Below are 17,894 nucleotides of genomic sequence, written 5' to 3'. Positions count from 1 at the left end.
CGTCCGGTTGACACCCCCCACAATAACGGCAACACTGTTGCCATTATGACGAGCGACTTCAACCCCTCCGTCGACGTCCAGGTCGTCTCGGTGGACGGCCTGCGGGTCCACTACAAACGAGCAGGCCAGGGGCCTGCGGTGGTGCTGCTGCACGGCAGCGGGTCGTCACTGGAAGGCTTCGAGCGGGTCGCGACGCTGTTGTCGGCGTCCTACGACGTGATCCGCCCGGATCTGCCGGGGTTCGGGCGCACGGGTCCGCGACCCGACCGCGACTACCGCGTCCGGACGTACGCGAGCACGATCGCGCGCTTCACAGCCGCGTTGCAGGTGCCGCACTTCGCGGTGGCCGGGAACTCGCTGGGCGGCAACATCGCGTGGAACCTGGCCCTCGACGCGCCGGAGCGGGTCGACGGGCTGGTGCTCGTCAACGCCACCGGCTACCCGGAGAAGTCGTTGCCCGCCGGGTTGCGGCTGGCGCGGAACCCCTTTCTCCGCCCCGTGTTGCGGCGCTGGCTGCCGCGCGGCGCGACCGAACGCGGGCTGCGAGAAGCGGTCGGCCGCAACGCGGCGATCGTGGACGACGCCATGGTCGACCGGGTGCACTCGTTGACCGGTCTTCCGGGAAACCGGTCGGCGTTCGTCGACTTCGCCAACACCGACCAGCCGAACCGCAGTGCCGAGATCGGGCGGATCACCGTCCCCACGCTGGTCCTGCGCAGCACCGAGGTCGACGGGCAGCACTTCGCTCGCGACATCCCCTGCGCCCAGGAGCGCACACACCCCGACGGCGGGCATCTGCTGCCGGAGGAGGACCCGGACTGGGTGGCCGCGGCGATCGCGGAGTTCCTGCCCGTGGTCACGGAAACTTCCCGCTCCCGCAAGGAGGAACGGCGATGAGGTACTTCGTCGTGTCCGATGAGGACCGTCGGCTCGACGCGGCAACGCGGCGCACGCTGCGCGGCAGTTACGTCGAGTTGTCCGACGGTGTGACGCACTACGAGCTGGCCGGTCCCGAAGGCGGTGACCTCGTCGTGCTGGTCGGCGGCATCACGATCCCGTTGTTCTACTGGGACCGGACCGCCGAGCAGCTGCACGCCCGAGGACTGCGCACCCTGGCTTGCAGTGCCTACGGCCGTGGCGGTTCCGATCGGGTGCGGGGCACCTACGACGAGGCGTTGTTCGTCCGGCAGCTGGCCGAACTGACGGCGGCGCTCGGCCTCACGCCGCCGTGGCACGTGGTGGGCACCTCGATGGGTGCGCTCGTCGCGATGGCCTACACGAACCGGTATCCCGGAGCCGTGGCCACGCTCACCGTCCTCGGACCGGCCGGCCTGGGCGCACGTCCGCTGCCGCAACGGTTGCTGCGCAACGACTTCGTGAGCGGGCTCGTCGCCAGGCGGTTCGGCCGCGGGTTGCTGGAGGGCCACCTCGGGCACAACGTCCGCGACCCCGCCCTCTCCGCCGAACTGGTCGCGATGGTGCGCGACGCCTACCGGTGCGAAGGCTCGCTCTACTCGTTCTTCCGGACCCTGCGTGACTTCCCGCTGTACGACCGGCAGGAGCTCTTCCGCGGGACGGGCGAGCTGGGCATCCCGATCCAGCTGGTGTGGGGTGACGACGACCAGGTCACCCCGGTCACCCATCTCGACACCGTCAGCGCGCTGCTGCGCCCGCGCCAGACGCATGTCATCGCCCGATGTGGCCACATGGCCCCGTTCGAGCGGCCTCACGACGTCGGCGACCTGCTCGCGTCGTTCGCCGTTCCCAGCCCAGATCGGCACGAACCATGAACCACTCCCAGATCATCGACGTCCTGATCGCCGGTGCCGGCCCTACCGGCACCACGCTGGCGATCGACCTCGTGCGCCGTGGCGCGCACGTCCGCATCATCGACAAGGCCGCGCATTCGTTCGAAGGCTCACGCGCCAAGGGAATCCAGCCGCGCACGCTGGAGGTGTTCGACGACCTCGGCATGATCGACGACGTCCTCGCTGGCAGCAGTGACTACCCCCGCCTGGGCATACACCTCGGACCGGTCGCCGCACCGTGGCGCATGTTCCGCGACCGCGAACGCACCTCCGGCGTCCCTTACCCGAACACCCGGCTGATTCCCCAGTACCGCACCGACAGCGCGCTGCACGACCGGCTCGAACAGCTGGGCGGCCGGGTCGAGTACGGCCGCGAGCTCGTCGAGTTCGTCCAGGACAACGCATCGGTCACCGTGACGACGACCGGGGACGGCGGTCCCGAGACGATCACCGCACGCTACCTCGTGGGAGCCGAAGGCGGTTCGAGCGCCGTGCGCGGCCGGCTCGGCCTGAGCTTCCTCGGCACGACCGACGAACAGGACCGGATGCTCATCGTCGACGCCGTCACCACCGGCCTGTCCCGCGATCGCTGGCACGTATGGCCGGGGGTGAAGGGCCGGTTCGCGGGCGCCTGCCCGCTGCCGCACACCGACCTGTTCCAGTGGATGATCCGCCTGTCCCCGGACGAGGAACCCCCGGAGGGGGCGGAGGCGATCACCCGGCGGATCCAGGCGCACACCCGCGACCGGAACATCGAACTGCGCGACATCCGCTGGCGGTCGGTGTTCCGGCCCAACATCCGTCTCGCGGAAGCCTACGGCCGTGGGCGGGTCTTCCTCGCCGGCGACGCCGCACACGTGCACACTCCAGCCGGCGCGCAGGGCCTCAACACGGGGATCCAGGACGCCTACAACATCGGCTGGAAGCTCGGCCAGGTCCTCGCCGGGGCCGACCCGCGGCTGCTGGACAGCTACGAAGCCGAACGCCTGCCGATCGCCGCGGGTGTGCTCGGCCTGTCCACGCAGAAGTACGAGGGCCTCGCGAAGCTCGACCCGTCGAGCCTTCGCCGCGGCAAGGACGAGCAGCAGTTGTCGCTGACCTACTACGGCGGCCCGCTCGCGCCGGCCGATGGTGACCGCACGACGACGCTGCAGGTCGGCGACCGCGCGCCGGATGCCGACCTGCTCGGCACGGACGGCGCGCCGGTACGTCTGTTCCGCACCCTTCGGGGGCCGCACTTCACCGTTGTCGCGTACGGCCCGGAGGCCGCCGTGGCTGCTGACGAACTCGACTGGCCGGCCGCAGGGGCGCCGCTGCGACGTGTCGTCATCGACGCCGACGCGAAGGCCGACCACGTACTCACCGATCCGCGAGGCGACTTCCGCCGCGGGTACGGCATCAAGGGGAACACCCTGCTGCTCATCCGGCCCGACGGCTACCTCGGGCACATCGCCACCCGGAACTTCCTCGCCTCGATCCAGACCGCCGCGCGCGCCATGACGCCCGTGACCCAGCCGGAGACCGCCCGATGAACCGCATCCTGCTGCGTGGCGCACAGGTGATCACCATGTCGCCACACCGGCCCGACGCCGAACGCGCCGACGTCCTCATCGACGGTGACGTCATCGCCGGGATCGGTGACCGCCTCGACGAAACCGGTGCGGAGATCGTCGACGTCACCGACCGGATCATCATGCCCGGCCTGGTGAACGCCCACCTGCACACCTGGCAGACCGCGCTGCGCGGGGTGGGTGCCGACTGGACGCTCGCGGACTACCTCGGCCGCATGCACGGTGCCGTGGCCAAGCACTACCGCCCCGAGGACATGCGCGCCGGCACGCTCGCCGGTGCGCTGAGCCAGCTCGACCGCGGTACCACCACCGTGGGCGACTGGTGCCACAACACTCCTACGCCGGACCACACCGACGCGGCGATCGACGGCCTGCTGTCGTCCGGCCTGCGCGGTGTCTTCCTGCACGGCACTCCGTACTCCGCCGCTGACACACCCCACCCCGTGCGTGAGGTCGACCGGCTGCTCGACGGTCCGGCCGGCACGCACGCGCTGCTCACCTTCGGCCTGGCCGTCCGCGGCCCGCAACTGTCCACTCCGGACGTCGCGGTCACCGACTTCCGCGCGGCCGCCGAGCGCGGGATCGTCGTGTCGTTGCACCAGAGCGGCGGAGTACCAGGGCCGGGGTGGGAGGCGGTGCGGGCGGCCGGGTTGCTGAGCCCCTCCACCAACGTCGTGCACGGCGCCGGGCTCACCGACGAGTGGATCAAGATCCTGGTCGACGCGGGTGCGAGCGTCACCTGCACCCCCGAGAACGAGCTCGGCCAGGGCCACGGCTCCCCCGTCACCGGACACCTGCTCCGCCTGGGCGCCGCGCCGTCACTGGGCACCGACACCGACGCCGTCGCGCCCGGCGACGTGCTCTCGGCCGCCCGGATCGCGCTGGCCCACCAGCGCGGCCGCGACCACGACCACCATCGGCAGCACACCGGCGCGTTCTCCCTCACCGCGACGATCACCGCCAAGCAGGCACTGGCCTGGGCGACGGTCGAAGGCGCCCGAACGCTCGGCCTCGACGACCGGGTCGGCAGGCTCGAGGCGGGCATGCAGGCCGACCTCGTCGTCATCGACGGCTCCACGCCGAGGCTGTGGCCGGTCACCGATCCGATCGCGACGGCGCTGTACGCGGCCGCGGGTGACATCGAGGCGGTCATGATCGCCGGACGCTGGCGCAAACGGCAGCACGCTCTCCTGCACGTGGATCTCGACGCCGTGCGGGCACAGCTCCGGGAATCCGCGGATCGCCTCCTCCCGCACCTCGCCGCCTGATGTGCCTTGCCGGGCGCTCCGCACCTGGTGCGGAGCGCCCGCGCGCCGGCTCAGCCGGCTCAGGTCGGGCTGCAGGTCAGCGTCGGTGCCGCCGCTCTGCCCGTGGCCTGGAACCCGAAGGTGGTGCGGCCGCCGACGCCGACCGAGCCGTTCCACCCGACGTCGGTGGCGACCACGCCGGCGGCTTCCTGCTTCAGCGTGGTGTTCCACGAGTTGGTGACCTGCTGGGCGGCCGGCCACGTCCAGCTGACCCGCCACCCGGTCAGCGCCGTGGCACGGTTGTTGGTGACGGTCACAGTCGCGACGTGACCGGTGCTCCAGTCGCCGTTGACCTCGAGGCTCGCCGAGCACCCGGCCGGTGGCAGGACCAGCAGCGTGATGGAGTTCGCCGGGTACGTCGCCTCGACCCGGCCGTTGCTCACCTGGAGGTCGCCGCCGCGCACGATGCCGCCCAGGTTGGCCTGCCCGTAGGTGAACCGTTGTGCGGATCCGGTGCTGTCGAAGCCGGGCAGCGACAGCGGTGAGGTCAGGTCGCCACCGGTCTTGTTGACGACCATGACGGTCAGTGCCTTGTCGGACGAACGCTCCGCCGCGTACACCGCCAGCTGTCCCTGGTCCGCCGAGGTCGCCGACACGCTCACGTCACCGAACCGGCTGCCCGCGCCGTCGTAGTTGCGGTACATCCGGAACGCGTAGGCGCCCGGATCGGTCGGCTTGGGCTCGCCCCACATCGTGGCGAGGTCGAGGCCCTCACGCCCGAAGACACCCAGGATGTCGGCCTGGGCCAGGGCGCCGTTGATGTCGTCGAGCGCGCCCCAGTTGTACTCGGTGATCGCGGTCTTGGTGCCGGGGTAGTACTGGGCGATCCACGACTTCATGGTGCGGATGAACTGCAGCGGCGGCGCGTTGACGCCGCCGGGGCCGATCCACGACTCCTCGACGTACGTCGGATCCCACAGCGACCGGATCGACCGCAGCCGCAACGCGTTGGTGGCGGGGTCCTTGTCCCCGCTGATCTGCGGGTAGAAGTGCTGGTCGAAGTAGTCCAGGTAGCGCGTACCTCCGTGGGCGTCGCTGTAGTCCTTCATGTTCTTCAGGTACCACTGGGAGAGGTTGAGCCCGCCGTGCGCGGCCGAGTCGGATCCGGGTCCGCAACCGTCCACTCCGGACGCGACCCACTCGCAGTAGCCCCAGCCGGACGGGCCGAGGGTCTTGGCGCCGGGGTCCGCCGCCTTGATCGCCGCGGCGGTCGCGGTGCCCTTGCCGCCCAGCTCGTCCATGCTGACCAGTTCGGGGTGCACGTCGCGATGGGTGCTCGCCCACAGCACCGGTTCGTTGTCGAGCTCGTAGATCGGCACGCCACCCTGCGCCGCCGTGCCGAACCTGTTCACCAGGTGCGCCACCATCTCGCCGGCGAACGCCGCGCCCGCCGGGATCGAGCTGTCGGACGGCACGGCGGTGAGGTTCTGCCCACCTCGCTGGCCGTTGCCGCAGCCGGGATCCCACTCGTCGAACCGGTCCTGCTCCGGGAACCTGCTCGCGGGGAACCCACAGGTGAACGGGTGGGACGACGGCGAGTCCTTGGCCACCCAGCCGACCATGGGCACGGTGACGACCGGCTTGATGCCGCGGCTGAGGTTCGAGCCGACCATTCCTTCGACGGAGTGCGCCTCGTCGGCGACGATGTTCTCGAAGAACCAGTCGCTGCCGGTGTTGTAGGTGTGGTTCTTGAAGTTGTACCGGCTGGACGCGTTGCCGCCCCAGCGCGCCACCGATTGGCCTATTTCGGCGTTGAACGCCGAATCACCGCCATTCAGCCCATAGATGTCGGGGCTGATCGCGTGCCGCGCGGCCGAAATGTCCACCGACAGTGCCGGGCCCGCGGTCGCCGCCGCGGCGATCGGGGTGGTCTGGGCCGTGAACGCCGCCGCGACCAGGGACGCCGCCGCACCGGCTGCTATGCACGATCGTGGCTTCCGCCGTCGCCGAATAGCCGCCACAGAGTCCTCCCCTGGTCATTTCGCCGACATTTCTCACAGGCGACGCTGGTACGAACTTTGTTACACGTCAAGGCACGCGCGGCCAGTTCGACGAACTTCGAGTCGAACAATCGACACGATTTCCAGAAGAAGAGTTCGGCCGCGTCCGGAACGCTTTCGTGAATCGGTCCTCGAATACGTTGAGGGCCCGCAGGCCGTCCACACCAGGGCGGTGGCGGTACGGCCTGCGGGAGTTCGGGGATCTGGCGTCAGTGCGCGTTCATGAGCACGCGACGCCGTTCAGCGTGAAGCCGCTCGGCGTCCCGGCCTGTCCGTTGGCCTGGTAGCCGATCGTCACGCTCTGACCGGGCGCGAGATCGGGGCTCCAGCCCGGCGCGGTGGCCGTGACCGTCGACCCGCTCTGCGTCACGGTGGCGTTCCATCCGTTGGTGACGCTGACGCCGGACGGCACGGTCCAGGTGGACCGCCAGTTGCTCGCGGACGACGACCCGGAGTTGGTGAGCGTCGCCTCGGCGGTGAAGCCGCTCCCCCACGAGTTGGTGACCTTGTGCGCGGCACGGCAGGAACCGGGACCGGGGTTGGGGTTCGGGTCGGGGTTCGGGTCCGGGTTGGAGCCGGAGGTCGAGAACGAGAAGGAGTTCACCGCGAGGCCCGGTCCGCCCTGCCACGGCTCGAACCCGAACTGCGCGCTCGTGAGGTACCAGGAGTTCTGGACCTGGCCCCGCCGCACGGCGTCGTTCGCGAACTCGGCGAGGTTCAGGTTGAGCGAGTTGGTGGTCTGCTGACGAACGTAGGAGATGACGTTCCAGCCGATGTTGCCGACCCAGACGTCCCAGCCGGTACCGGCGAGGGACGCGGTACCGACCTTGCTGCCGATGGGCTGGGGCGGACCCAGGTGGCTGCCCCAGATCATCAGCTCGGCGCCGGTGTTCTGGCCGGACTGGTTGGGGTTCGGGTCGAACCAGAGGTCGTAGGAGGCGTTCCAGGAGCCACCCGCCGTGCTGTAGGAGACGCTGGACGGGAGTGAGCCGAACCTGCTCACCTGCAAGGGAAGTCCGCTGCCGCTCGAGCAGTTGCCGTAGTGACAGCCCGCGTAGATCGACGGGTAAGCGGCAGGCGCGCCGTTGGTCGGCACGTTGTGGTTGCCGGAGGTGATGGCGAAACCGTTGTCGGAGGGGCTGATGCACTGACCGTCGCTCGCGCCCCATTCGTTGTTCTGGACGACGTACCGGCCACCCTGGATCTTCGTCGAGCCGAACTTCTCGCAGATCGTCGTGGCGGCAGCGGCCTCGGGTGGGCCGAGTGCCACCACCAGCCCCGCCACGATCGTCACGGCGGCCAGCAGCAGTGCCGCCGGCCGGAGGGTTCGAACACGCATGACGAACAACTCCTTTGTTGATCGAGGTGGACGGGGCGGGGGCGTCCCCGGCACCGCGTCGTGCCGGGGACGCGTCAGCGCCGACCTGCTATCCGAACAGTTCCCCGTGCAGGGAGAACGCCGTGGCGATCTCGGCCTGCGCCCAGAACCGGTGGTAGGTGAAGGTCGGGGCCGGACCGCCGTCGAGGTAGCGCTGCACCTTCGGCCAGTCCGGGTCGTTCTTGTAGAAGGACCTGATCGACAGGAACGTGGAGCTCTGGTCGATCTTGTCGCCGTTGGGCATCGTGCCCGTCCAGCCCGGCGGGACGTAGACGCCCTCACCGGTGGTGGCGTTGTACTTGTCGTCGAACCGGTTGTAGTCGGTCCGCGTCTCCGGGACCGCGATGCCCTTCGCGTCCTGGTGCGACAGCAACGCCGTCAGCAAATCCTCACCCGTGGTACGGGCCGGGCCGTTGCCGGACTTGGCCGCGTAGTTGAGCAGGGTCTTGGCGAGCGACGCCGCCACGCCGACGTCCTGGCTGCTGTTGAGCACCTTCACCCGCAGGCTCGCGTTCGCACCGGGCGAGGTCGGGTTCCAGGTGTCCGGCTTGCCGGTCCACTCCAGGTCGGACGGGATCTGGAACGCCCCGTTCGCACCGACCGTGGTGTTGGCGAGCGCCCAGGGCACCCACTTGTCCAGGATCTTCTTCGCCCGCGGGTCACCGGTCTTCTGGTACAGCGCGGCCGTGCGTTCCATCTGCCACACCTGGAAACCGAACCAGCGGTTCGACGGCGGGTCACGCCACACCGGGTGGGCGTCGTAGAACATGCCGTAGAACGTCGGCGTGCCCGAGGGAGGCGCGCCGTACTGCCCCTCCCAACTGTTCGTGACACCGCCGGCGATGCCACCATCGGACGACTGCAGCCACTGCAGGAGCTCGAGCTGCCGGTCCGCGCTCTTGGCCCAGTCCTGCTGACCCGTGGCCGACTTCGGCTTCAGCGAGGGCACGTTGGCGAGCGCGTACGCCGCGAGCGGGTTCTGGTAACCCTGGTGCGAGGCACCGTCACCGATGCGCCACGCCCAGCCGGCGGACGTGTCCGTCGCGCCACCCCAGGCGTAGTACCAGGACATCAGGTAGTGCTCGCTGTCCTTGCCGGTGCCGGCGGGGCAGGTCGGACTGGTGCAGTTGCCGATCTTCTTGAAGTACTTGTCGAACATGGCGTAGCGCAGGTAGTCGCCCATCTTCGCGGCCTTGGCGATCTCGGACGCGATCTGGGACTGCTTGCCCTGCTCGGTCGCCCACTGCTCGGCGAACATCGCCACCTGCACCGCACGGGCGTCCGCGTCCGGCGCGTTGGTGTACTTCCACTGCTTGGCGTAGGACGAGTCCTTGGTGAACAGGTCCAGGTAACCGTTGGGGCCACCGTGCTTGAACGTGTCGCACGACGGCTGCGGGATGGTCTCCCACACCGACTCCGACGAACCGCGCTGGTAGGTGTTGATGTACGCCGGTGCCGTGGTGCCGTCGCCGCAGCGGCCGAAGCCGAGGGTGTTGTCGACGTCGAGCAGCCAGTGCATGCCGTAGATGTCATCCGTGCCGTACGCGGCCTTCAGCTCGGCCGCGATCGGGTCCTGACCCACCGACACACCGCTGTCCAATGCGGACGGATAGCCGGTCATCTTGTCGTGCTCCGGCGCGTACGTCGCGGGCTTGGCCGCGTTGTACTTGTCGTTGGTCGGCTGGTCCGCCTTGGCCGGGATGATGAACTTCTCCATCGACGCCCAGGCCGACTTGAACGGAGCCCAGTCGCCGCTGATCTTGCCGTAGCTCGCCTCCAGCCACAGGTAGTAGCTGAACGCCTCCGAGGTCGTCTGGTGCCCGTGGTCTGGCGCCTCGACGTTCAGCGTCTCCACCGCGTGGTACGGCACCAGCAGGTCGCCGAACTTGCGGAAGTAGCCGCTCGACGGATCTTTGATCTTGTTGTACTGGACGAGGAACGCCTCCTGGAACTTCGGCGTCGTCGCCGAGATCTCCTTGGCCGTCACCGAAGCCGGCGTGTAACCGGTCGCGGTGGCCGAGAAGACCGCCGTCGCCAGGTCGCCGCCGTTGGCCGCCGAGGTGACGGTGACGTTCTGCGGCGTGTTCCAGTTGGACGTGCTGAACGTCAGCGAAGGCGGCGCCGCGGTGAGGTCCGCGCTGCCCGACGACCGGGCGACCGCGACCGTCACCGGAGCGGACGGCTGGCTCGCCAGCGTCACCCCGAAGGTCGCCTGGTCACCCTGCTTGACGTTGATCGTCGCCGGAGTCGCCACGATCGTCGCTCCGGCCAGCACCTTCACCGGGACGGGTGCCGTCGTGGTGACCGCACCGAGGTTGTCGGTCGCGCGTGCGGCGACCGCGTGATCACCGACGGACGCGCCCGTCCACGACCCTTCGTAGGGAGCGGTCGTGTCGGTCGAGAGGACGACTCCGTCCGCCAGGAACTCGACCTTCGACACCGTGCCGTCGCTGTCGGACGCGGTGGCCGCGAGCGGGATCGACTGTCCACTCTGGAACGACTGGTTGGCCGTCGGCGAGGTCACCGACACCGACGGCGCCTTGTTCGCGCCACCGCACGACACACCGTTGACCGCGAAGTCGGTCGGCTTGCCGTTGGCCGTCGCGTTCCTCGTGCCCTGGAAGCCGAAGGCCACCGAACCGCCGGTGCCGATGTTCTTGTTCCAGTCCACCGGAGTGACGCTGACCTTGGCACCGGACTGGGTGTGGTTGCCGTTCCACAGGTTGGTGATCTGCTGGCCGTCCGGGAACGTCCAGCTGAGCGTCCAGCCGTTGATCGGGTCGCCCTCGTTCTTGATGGCCACGTCGGCGACGAAGCCCGCGCCCCAGTCATTCGTGACGCTGTAGTTCACCGAGCACGCCACGGCGGCCTGTGCCACCGCGGGCATCACCGCCGCCACGACGATCGCGGTCGTGACGAGGGCGACGGGCCCACTTCGCAACCGTCCCGCTCTGGTCCGGTACCTCATTCGTTCCTCCTCCGTCACGGGTCAGCCGTTGACCCGCGGGTCTGGAAATCGGCGCGGGACGCCTGCGCACGCCGAACGTCCCGCGCCGAGGTTTCAGCGAGGCTCGAGGCCCCAAGCGAGAGCACCACCGGTGTAGGCGGTGACCCGGTCGAAGTCGGTGAGGTCGTTGCTCACCCGGTAGCTGTGGTCGTCGGCCTGGTCGAAGGGCGACCAGTCGGCCTTCGCCACGCGCACCTGGAGATCGCCGGTGCTCGCACCGGGCGCGAGGTCGCCGGTCGTGAAACCGATCTCCAGATAGGCGTCCGCACCGGCACGTGCGGTGGCCAGCTTGACCACCTTGGCGCGCACGTTCGCGCAACCGATCTGCGCCCAGTCACACCACACCTGGTAGGACGGTGCGGTGGCGTCGCCGGTGAACCAGTACCGCACCGTGGTGGTGGCGAGCCCGGTCGTCGTCGTGCCGCGGTTGGTCACCTTGAGCGTGGCGCCGATCTGGCTCGACGCCGCCGGGTAGGTGTTCCTGTGTTGCACGCTCAGGGAACCGGTCGTGGCCGGGGCGGTCCGGACCGTGACCGGCGCGCTCGTGGCGGAGCGGTTGCCCGCGGCGTCCCTGGCGCGAACCGAGAACGTGTAGCTGGTGTCCGGCGTGAGTGCCGCGATCCGGTGGCTCGTGCCGGTCGTGGTGGCGAGCAGTGAACCGTCGCCCCGCAGGACGTCGTACCCCGTCACGGCGACGTTGTCCGTCGACGCCGTCCAGCCGAGGGTGAGACTGCTGCTGTCCACATCGGACGCGACCAGGCCGGTCGGTGCGGACGGTGGTTCCTGGTCGTCGCTCGCCGGGGTCGTCCGTACCGCGAGCGCCGTGCTGGGAGCCGACACGTTGCCCGCGGCGTCCTTGGCGCGAACCGAGAACGAGTACGAGGTGTTCGCCGTCAGGCCGGTGACCTGATGCGTCGTGGTGGCCGTGGATCCGGCGACGATGCCGTCCCTCAGCACCTCGTACCCCGCCACACCCACGTCGTCCGTCGAGGCGGACCAGGTGAGCGTGGCACCGGTGGCCGTCACGGCGGAAGCGGCCAGTGCGGTCGGCACGGTGGGCGCCTCACGATCAACGATACCGACAGGTTCCTTGCCCCACAAGAGTTTCCCGTCCTGACGCAGGACGATGCGATCCGTCTGCGCCACCGTGTTGCCGGAGCCGAGGCCGACGTACGACCAGTCGTTGGACGGGTCCCAGCTGCCGCTGCTCGCGATGCGGAACTGGACTTCCTTGCGGTAGGCGGACTGTCCGGCCGGGGCCACACCGGTGCACGGGATCTCCACGTAGTACACGGAACCGCTGTACTGCGTCGGCGCGCTCGCCGCGCCGCACTGGTTGTAGTTCGTGGTGACGGTGATCTGGCTTGGCGTCGTGGCGCCGTCGAGGGTGAAGTAGTAGCGCAGGGTGCCGTTGAACGTGCGGGCCGGCCACGCGGTCTTGTTGAGCACGAACGCCTTGATCTCGCTGAACTGGGCAGAGCTCTGGTTCACCGACGCCTGCACGGTCAGCTCGGGACCGTCCGGCGTCTCGGCCACCGGGAAGTTCCCGAGCGGGGTGCCGCCGAACTCCTTGTACAGCCGGGCCAACGCTCCGGTGAAGCTCGCGTTGTAGTCGAGTGCGACCTCGTTCATCACGTAGTCGCTGCGACTGTCGGTGTAGGCGTCGTTGTTGGTGCTGGGCCCACCGACCAGCGCGCCGTAGAGCACGTGCCGGCTGGTCACCGGTTCCTGCAGGCTGTCGGCCCAGGCGCCGTGCGCGGTGCGGTGGTGCGGGTTGCGCGGCGGGTTCGCACCGAACCCGACCACGTAACTGGAGTTGCGCGGGTTGTCACCGAGTGCGTAGTTGATCTGCCGTACGCCGAAGTCGTGATACGTCCTCGCCCGCGCACTGTCCCGAGTGGACAGCCAGTCCGAGTACGTGAGCGCGGCGAACGCCGTGTTGGCGGCGTACCGCAGCGAACCCCAGCTGTCGAGCACCGCCTGACCGCCGGGCGAGTAGCGCACCCGGTTGCCGTTGTAGCCGGTGGTCCAGAAGTCCAGCCAGCGGTTGGCATCGCTGATGTAGGCCTGTTCGCCGGTCAGCTGCGCCATCAGCACATAGGCCCCGTAGGACTTGTCGTCCCACGCGATCGTCCACTTGTAGGAGCGTTCGGAGCTCTGCGGCTCGGTGCTCAGCTTCTGGTACTCCGCCTTCGCCTTCGTGAGGTAGCTCGCGTCACCGGTGGCGCGATGCAGCCAGATCGCGCCCCACACCAGCTCGTCCTGGTAGCCGCTCCACGAGTTGTAGAAGTTCGCGGCGTCGGTGATGCACGAGCTGTACTTGCCGCGGTAGGTGTCCGCGAAGGAGTAGAGCTGTTTGGCGTGCGTGAGCAGGGTGTTGGCGTAGGCGGGATCGGTGGCCTGGAAGACCATCGAGGCCGACGCCATCGCCGCCGCGTACTCACCCGCCAGGTCGGAACCGGGGCACGAAGAGTCCACTTTGTACGATGGACGGGCCATCGGCATGACCTCCGCCGATCCCCACCAGGCGTGGTCCGGGTTGCCGGCGCCCACCTGCCCGTAGACGACGTTCGGCGACGGGTGCGCCTTGATGATCCAGTCGGTGCCCCAGCGGAGGTTCGCCAGGAGGTGCTGGAGCTGCCCGGAGCCCGCGTAGGCGTCCCGGTTCTCCACCGCTCCCCAGGCGAGCATCGACATGCTGAACGCGAACGGCAGCCCGAACTTGACGTGATCACCGGCGTCGTAGAAGCCGCCGGACAGATCGAGCCCCACGTCCGAGCCGTCACGCAGGGCCGAGTCACCGCGCCAGTTCACGCGGTTGCCCGCCGGCAGTTTTCCGGATCGCTGCGCGTCGTAGAACCAGACCGACTTCTGCAGCGCTTCGCCGTAGTTGAACGCCGGAGCCGCCGAAGACGCCGCCGGCAGCGGGCTGATCACGCCGGCGAGCAGGACGGCGACGGCGGCTGTTACCGCTCTCGACATGCGCCAATGCATGTGAGCCTCCAATGGCAGGGGGTGCAAGAGGCTTGATCTGGGAGCGCTCCCAGAAGCGGACTGTAACGGACTACAAACCAGACCAGAAGAGGGCTCACCACGAATTGGGTCCGAATGCCGAACATTTGCCCTGCACCACTGAGCTGAACGTTGCACGTGGATCCGCCACAAGGCTCAAGAAAGCCCGGATGTGGCTGATCTTTGATTCACGTGCGTGAAACCGATGTAACGCTGAATCGATGCGAGCAGCAAAGCCCATACGGCCGTTCGGCGCATCGGAAGCTCAGTTGGTTCACGTCCACGAACCGTTAGATTGGCTAATTTTTATTTATTGACCCACCCGGCCTGTTCGCGCTGGACCTTCCAGGGTAATTCTGGATGCTCCAGCGACTCGGTTAACCGGAAGAGACCGCAGCGTTACCTGTCACCGAAATGGCCTAACCATTTCCGAATATGACTACGCAAGGTTTCGTGCGCACGCAAGGAAATCGTTCCACATCGCGCCCCTCCGGCGTGACCGGGCCCAAAACACCACGTTCCGTGCAGAATTGACGATCGCTCACAACCGCATTCGCGGCTGACATGGGCTTTCTCAATTGGTCTTGAGTCATTACTGTCCCGACCTCACTGGGAGCGCTCCCAGATCAGCTCCGGCAACGATGCTGCGAGGACCCTTCATGCGATCAAGGAATCTGGTGCGCGGCGGATCAGCCGTCGCGGCACTGACGCTCTGCACGAGCGTGCTGGTACTGGTGGGCAACCAGGCCAGTGCCGCCGCCGGGTGTTCGGTGGACTACCAAACCAACCCGTGGGACACCGCCTTCACCGCGAACGTCACCGTGAAGAACGTGGGTGACGCGATCCCCGACGGCTGGACCCTGGAGTGGGATTTCGGCGGCAACCAGCAGATCACGAACCACTGGAACGCCACCATCACCCAGTCCGGCGGGCACGTGACCGCGAAGAACCCCGACTGGGCCAAGAACCTGGCGCCCGGCGAGTCGCACAGCCTCGGCTTCCAGGCCTCCTACTCCGGCACGAACGACAAGCCCGCGAGCTTCAAGCTCAACGGCACGGCCTGCACCGGCGGCGGATCAGGCGAGCCGACGACCACCACCACGACCACGACCACCACGACGACGACCTCGGAGGACCCGGGTCCCGGGAATCCCGGCGAGCACGCGCCGAACCCGTACGCGGGTGCCGCCGGCTACCTCAACCCGGACTACGTCGCCCAGGTCAACACCCTGGCGGACAGCACGGGTGGCGCGGCCGGCACGGCGATGCGCAAGGTGGCGCAGAACTCGACGGCCGTGTGGATGGACCGCATCGGCGCGATCACGGCGGGCCGCGGCCTGCGCGGTCACCTCGACGAGGCCCTGCGTCAGCAGGCCGCGGCCGGACGGCCCCTGGTGTTCCAGGTCGTCGTCTACGACCTGCCCAACCGCGACTGCTCGGCGCTGGCCTCCAACGGTGAGCTCGAGGTGAGCAAGAACGGCCTGGCGCGCTACAAGTCCGAGTACATCGACCCGATCGCCACGATCCTGGGTGACTCGAAGTACCGCGACCTGCGCATCGTGGCGATCATCGAGCCCGACTCGCTGCCCAACCTCGTCACCAACACCGCGAAGCCCAAGTGCGCGGAGGCGAAGTCGAGCGGCGCGTACGTGCAGGGCATCCAGTACGCCCTGACCAAGCTGAGCGCGTTCTCGAACGTCTACAACTACCTCGACATCGCGCACTCCGCGTGGCTGGGCTGGGACAGCAACATCGTGCCGGCCGTGCAGCTCTACACCGACGTGGTCCGAGGTACGACGAAGGGCTTCGGCAGCGTCGACGGCTTCGTGTCCAACACCGCGAACTACACGCCGGTCGAGGAACCGAACCTGGACGACCCGATGAAGACGGTTGGCGGCCAGCCGCTCAAGTCCGCGAAGTTCTACGAGTGGAACCCGTACTTCGACGAGGCCGACTTCGGCGCCGAACTGCACCGGCGGTTCGTGGCGGCGGGCTTCCCGAGCAGCATCGGCATGCTGGTCGACACCTCCCGCAACGGCTGGGGCGGCGCCAACCGGCCCTCCGGAGCCACCGGGTCCACTGTGGACGACTACGTGACCTCCGGGCGCATCGACCGCCGCCTGCACCGCGGCAACTGGTGCAACCAGACCGGCGCGGGCATCGGCGCGCGTCCCCAGGCCGCACCGCGACCGAACTTCGACGCCTACGTCTGGATCAAGCCGCCGGGTGAGTCCGACGGCATCGCGACCAAGACCTCGGGCCCGAACGAGGAAGGCAAGCAGCACGACCCGATGTGCGACCCGGCCTTCCGCGGCGACCAGCAGTCCAACGGCGGCAACCTGACCGGGGCGATGCCGAACGCACCACACGCCGGCGTCTGGTTCCCGGCCCAGTTCAAGTCACTCGTCGAGAACGCCTACCCGGCGCTGTGAGGGGATGAGTCGCATGCGCAACAAGGCTGTTGCGAGCGGCGTGGTGGCGGCGACACTCCTCGCGGGTGTCACCGCCCTCGCCGCCGGAGGCAACGCTCAGGCTGCCCAGTCACCGTTCTACGTGGACCCGGAAACCAGTGCCGCCAAATGGGTCGCGGCCAACCCCGCTGACTCCAAGACACCGGTCATCCGGGAGCGCCTCGCGGCCACGCCGCAGGCCAGGTGGTTCACCACCACCAACACCGGGACCGTCCGGGGCGAGGTCGACGCCTTCGTGGGCGCCGCCGCGGCCGCGGGCAAGATCCCGATCATGGTCGTCTACGACATCCCCAACCGCGACTGCGGTGGGCCGAGCGGTGGTGGCGCACCGTCGCACGACGCCTACCGGGCCTGGATCGACCAGGTGGCGGCGGGCATCGCGGGCCGTCCGGCGGCGATCGTGCTGGAGCCGGACGTGCTGCCGCTGATGTCGAACTGCCAGTCGGCCGACCAGCAGAACCAGACGAAAGCGTCGATCGCCTACGCGGGCCAGAAGCTCAAGTCGGGTTCGGCGCAGACCAAGGTGTACTTCGACATCGGCCACTCGGCCTGGCTGTCACCGGGCGAGGCAGCGGCGAGGCTGCGTGCCGCCGACATCACCAACAGCGCCGACGGCATCTCGACCAACGTCTCCAACTACCGGTTCACCGGGGACGAGGTGTCCTACGCGAAGTCGGTGCTGAACGCGGTCGGCGACTCGCGGCTGAAGGCCGTGGTCGACACCAGCCGCAACGGCAACGGTCCCGCCGGCAGCGAGTGGTGTGACCCGGCAGGGCGGGCGATCGGCACGCCGAGCACCGACCAGACCGGTGACGGCCAGATCGCCGCGTTCCTGTGGGTCAAGCTGCCGGGCGAGGCCGACGGCTGCATCGCGCCGGCGGGCCAGTTCGTGCCGCAACGCGCGTACGACCTGGCGGCCGCCGGCAACTGGCAGCCGACCACCAGCACGACGACCACAACAACGACTACAACAACGACCACGACCACTCCGCAGGGACCTGGTACGTGCAAGGTGACGCACAAGGTGGTCAGCTCGTGGTCCTCCGGTTACACCGGCGAGGTCGTCATCGAGAACGGCGGTCCGGCCATCGACGGCTGGACGCTCACGTTCTCCGCGCCGGGCGTGACCGTCACCCAGGGCTGGAACGGGACGTGGACCGACACGGGTGACACCGTGCGGGTCCAGAGCGAGTCCTGGAACGGCAAGCTCGCGACCGGTGGCACCGCGACCATCGGGTACAACGCGAACTACAACGGCGGCACCCCACCGTTCCTCTCCCCCGCCATGAACGGCAAGGCGTGCGCCTGAGCCGCGACCGGCACTGAGCCTGGAAAGCGGC

Annotated in this window: 10 protein-coding genes; 6 read left to right on the top strand and 4 right to left on the bottom strand. The window is 68.7% G+C overall.

The genetic code is table 11. The annotated features are described in order from the left end of the window. Positions 1-45 precede the first annotated feature (45 nt). Genes B0F77_RS28660 through B0F77_RS28645 form a run of 4 tightly spaced genes read left to right on the top strand, consistent with a single transcriptional unit; the run spans position 46 to position 4,647 of the window. Positions 46-897, top strand: a complete 852-nt coding sequence (locus B0F77_RS28660) for an alpha/beta fold hydrolase (protein ID WP_086666110.1) — start codon at positions 46-48, stop codon at positions 895-897. Beyond that, entirely contained in the window at positions 894-1,790 is an 897-nt protein-coding gene (locus B0F77_RS28655) for an alpha/beta fold hydrolase (protein WP_086666109.1), read from the top strand. The genes B0F77_RS28660 and B0F77_RS28655 overlap by 4 nt, the downstream gene beginning before the upstream one ends. Further along, positions 1,787-3,340 carry an FAD-dependent oxidoreductase gene (locus B0F77_RS28650; protein WP_086666108.1) on the top strand — a complete coding sequence of 518 codons (1,554 nt, stop codon included), beginning with the start codon at positions 1,787-1,789 and terminating at the stop codon, positions 3,338-3,340. The genes B0F77_RS28655 and B0F77_RS28650 overlap by 4 nt, the downstream gene beginning before the upstream one ends. Next, positions 3,337-4,647 carry an amidohydrolase family protein gene (locus B0F77_RS28645; RefSeq protein ID WP_086666107.1) on the top strand — a complete coding sequence of 437 codons (1,311 nt, stop codon included), beginning with the start codon at positions 3,337-3,339 and terminating at the stop codon, positions 4,645-4,647. Before B0F77_RS28650 ends, B0F77_RS28645 begins: the two co-directional genes overlap by 4 nt. 59 nt (positions 4,648-4,706) lie before the next feature. On the opposite strand, the gene B0F77_RS28640 is transcribed toward B0F77_RS28645, so the two are convergent. The 4 genes from B0F77_RS28640 to B0F77_RS28625 all read right to left on the bottom strand — a co-directional run bounded on the left by B0F77_RS28640 (position 4,707) and on the right by B0F77_RS28625 (position 14,053). Continuing rightward, entirely contained in the window at positions 4,707-6,647 is a 1,941-nt protein-coding gene (locus B0F77_RS28640; RefSeq protein WP_245848761.1) for a glycoside hydrolase family 44 protein, read from the bottom strand. A gap of 259 nt (positions 6,648-6,906) precedes the next feature. Then, positions 6,907-8,025: a GH12 family glycosyl hydrolase domain-containing protein gene (locus B0F77_RS28635; RefSeq protein WP_086666171.1), complete on the bottom strand. Its 1,119-nt coding sequence runs from the start codon at positions 8,023-8,025 to the stop codon at positions 6,907-6,909. A gap of 88 nt (positions 8,026-8,113) precedes the next feature. Then, positions 8,114-11,032, bottom strand: coding sequence for a glycoside hydrolase family 48 protein (locus B0F77_RS28630; RefSeq protein WP_086666106.1), 2,919 nt, complete (start codon positions 11,030-11,032; stop codon positions 8,114-8,116). 93 nt (positions 11,033-11,125) lie between these two features. Continuing rightward, positions 11,126-14,053 carry a glycoside hydrolase family 9 protein gene (locus B0F77_RS28625; RefSeq protein WP_086666105.1) on the bottom strand — a complete coding sequence of 976 codons (2,928 nt, stop codon included), beginning with the start codon at positions 14,051-14,053 and terminating at the stop codon, positions 11,126-11,128. A 689-nt stretch (positions 14,054-14,742) separates the two neighbouring features. Between B0F77_RS28625 and B0F77_RS28620 the strand changes: the two genes are divergently transcribed. Both B0F77_RS28620 and B0F77_RS28615 read left to right on the top strand, forming a co-directional pair. Next, positions 14,743-16,515 (top strand): glycoside hydrolase family 6 protein, encoded by a 1,773-nt coding sequence (locus B0F77_RS28620; RefSeq protein WP_086666104.1) that lies wholly within the window; start codon positions 14,743-14,745, stop codon positions 16,513-16,515. Positions 16,516-16,528: 13 nt separating this feature from the next. After that, positions 16,529-17,863 carry a glycoside hydrolase family 6 protein gene (locus tag B0F77_RS28615; RefSeq protein WP_086666103.1) on the top strand — a complete coding sequence of 445 codons (1,335 nt, stop codon included), beginning with the start codon at positions 16,529-16,531 and terminating at the stop codon, positions 17,861-17,863. The last annotated feature ends 31 nt before the right edge of the window (positions 17,864-17,894 follow it).

The organism is Lentzea kentuckyensis (assembly GCF_002150765.1).
Classification (GTDB): Bacteria; Actinomycetota; Actinomycetes; order Mycobacteriales; family Pseudonocardiaceae; genus Lentzea; species Lentzea kentuckyensis.
The sequence above is the reverse complement of the archived record's forward strand: the minus strand, read 5'-3'. Positions and strand labels throughout refer to the sequence as shown.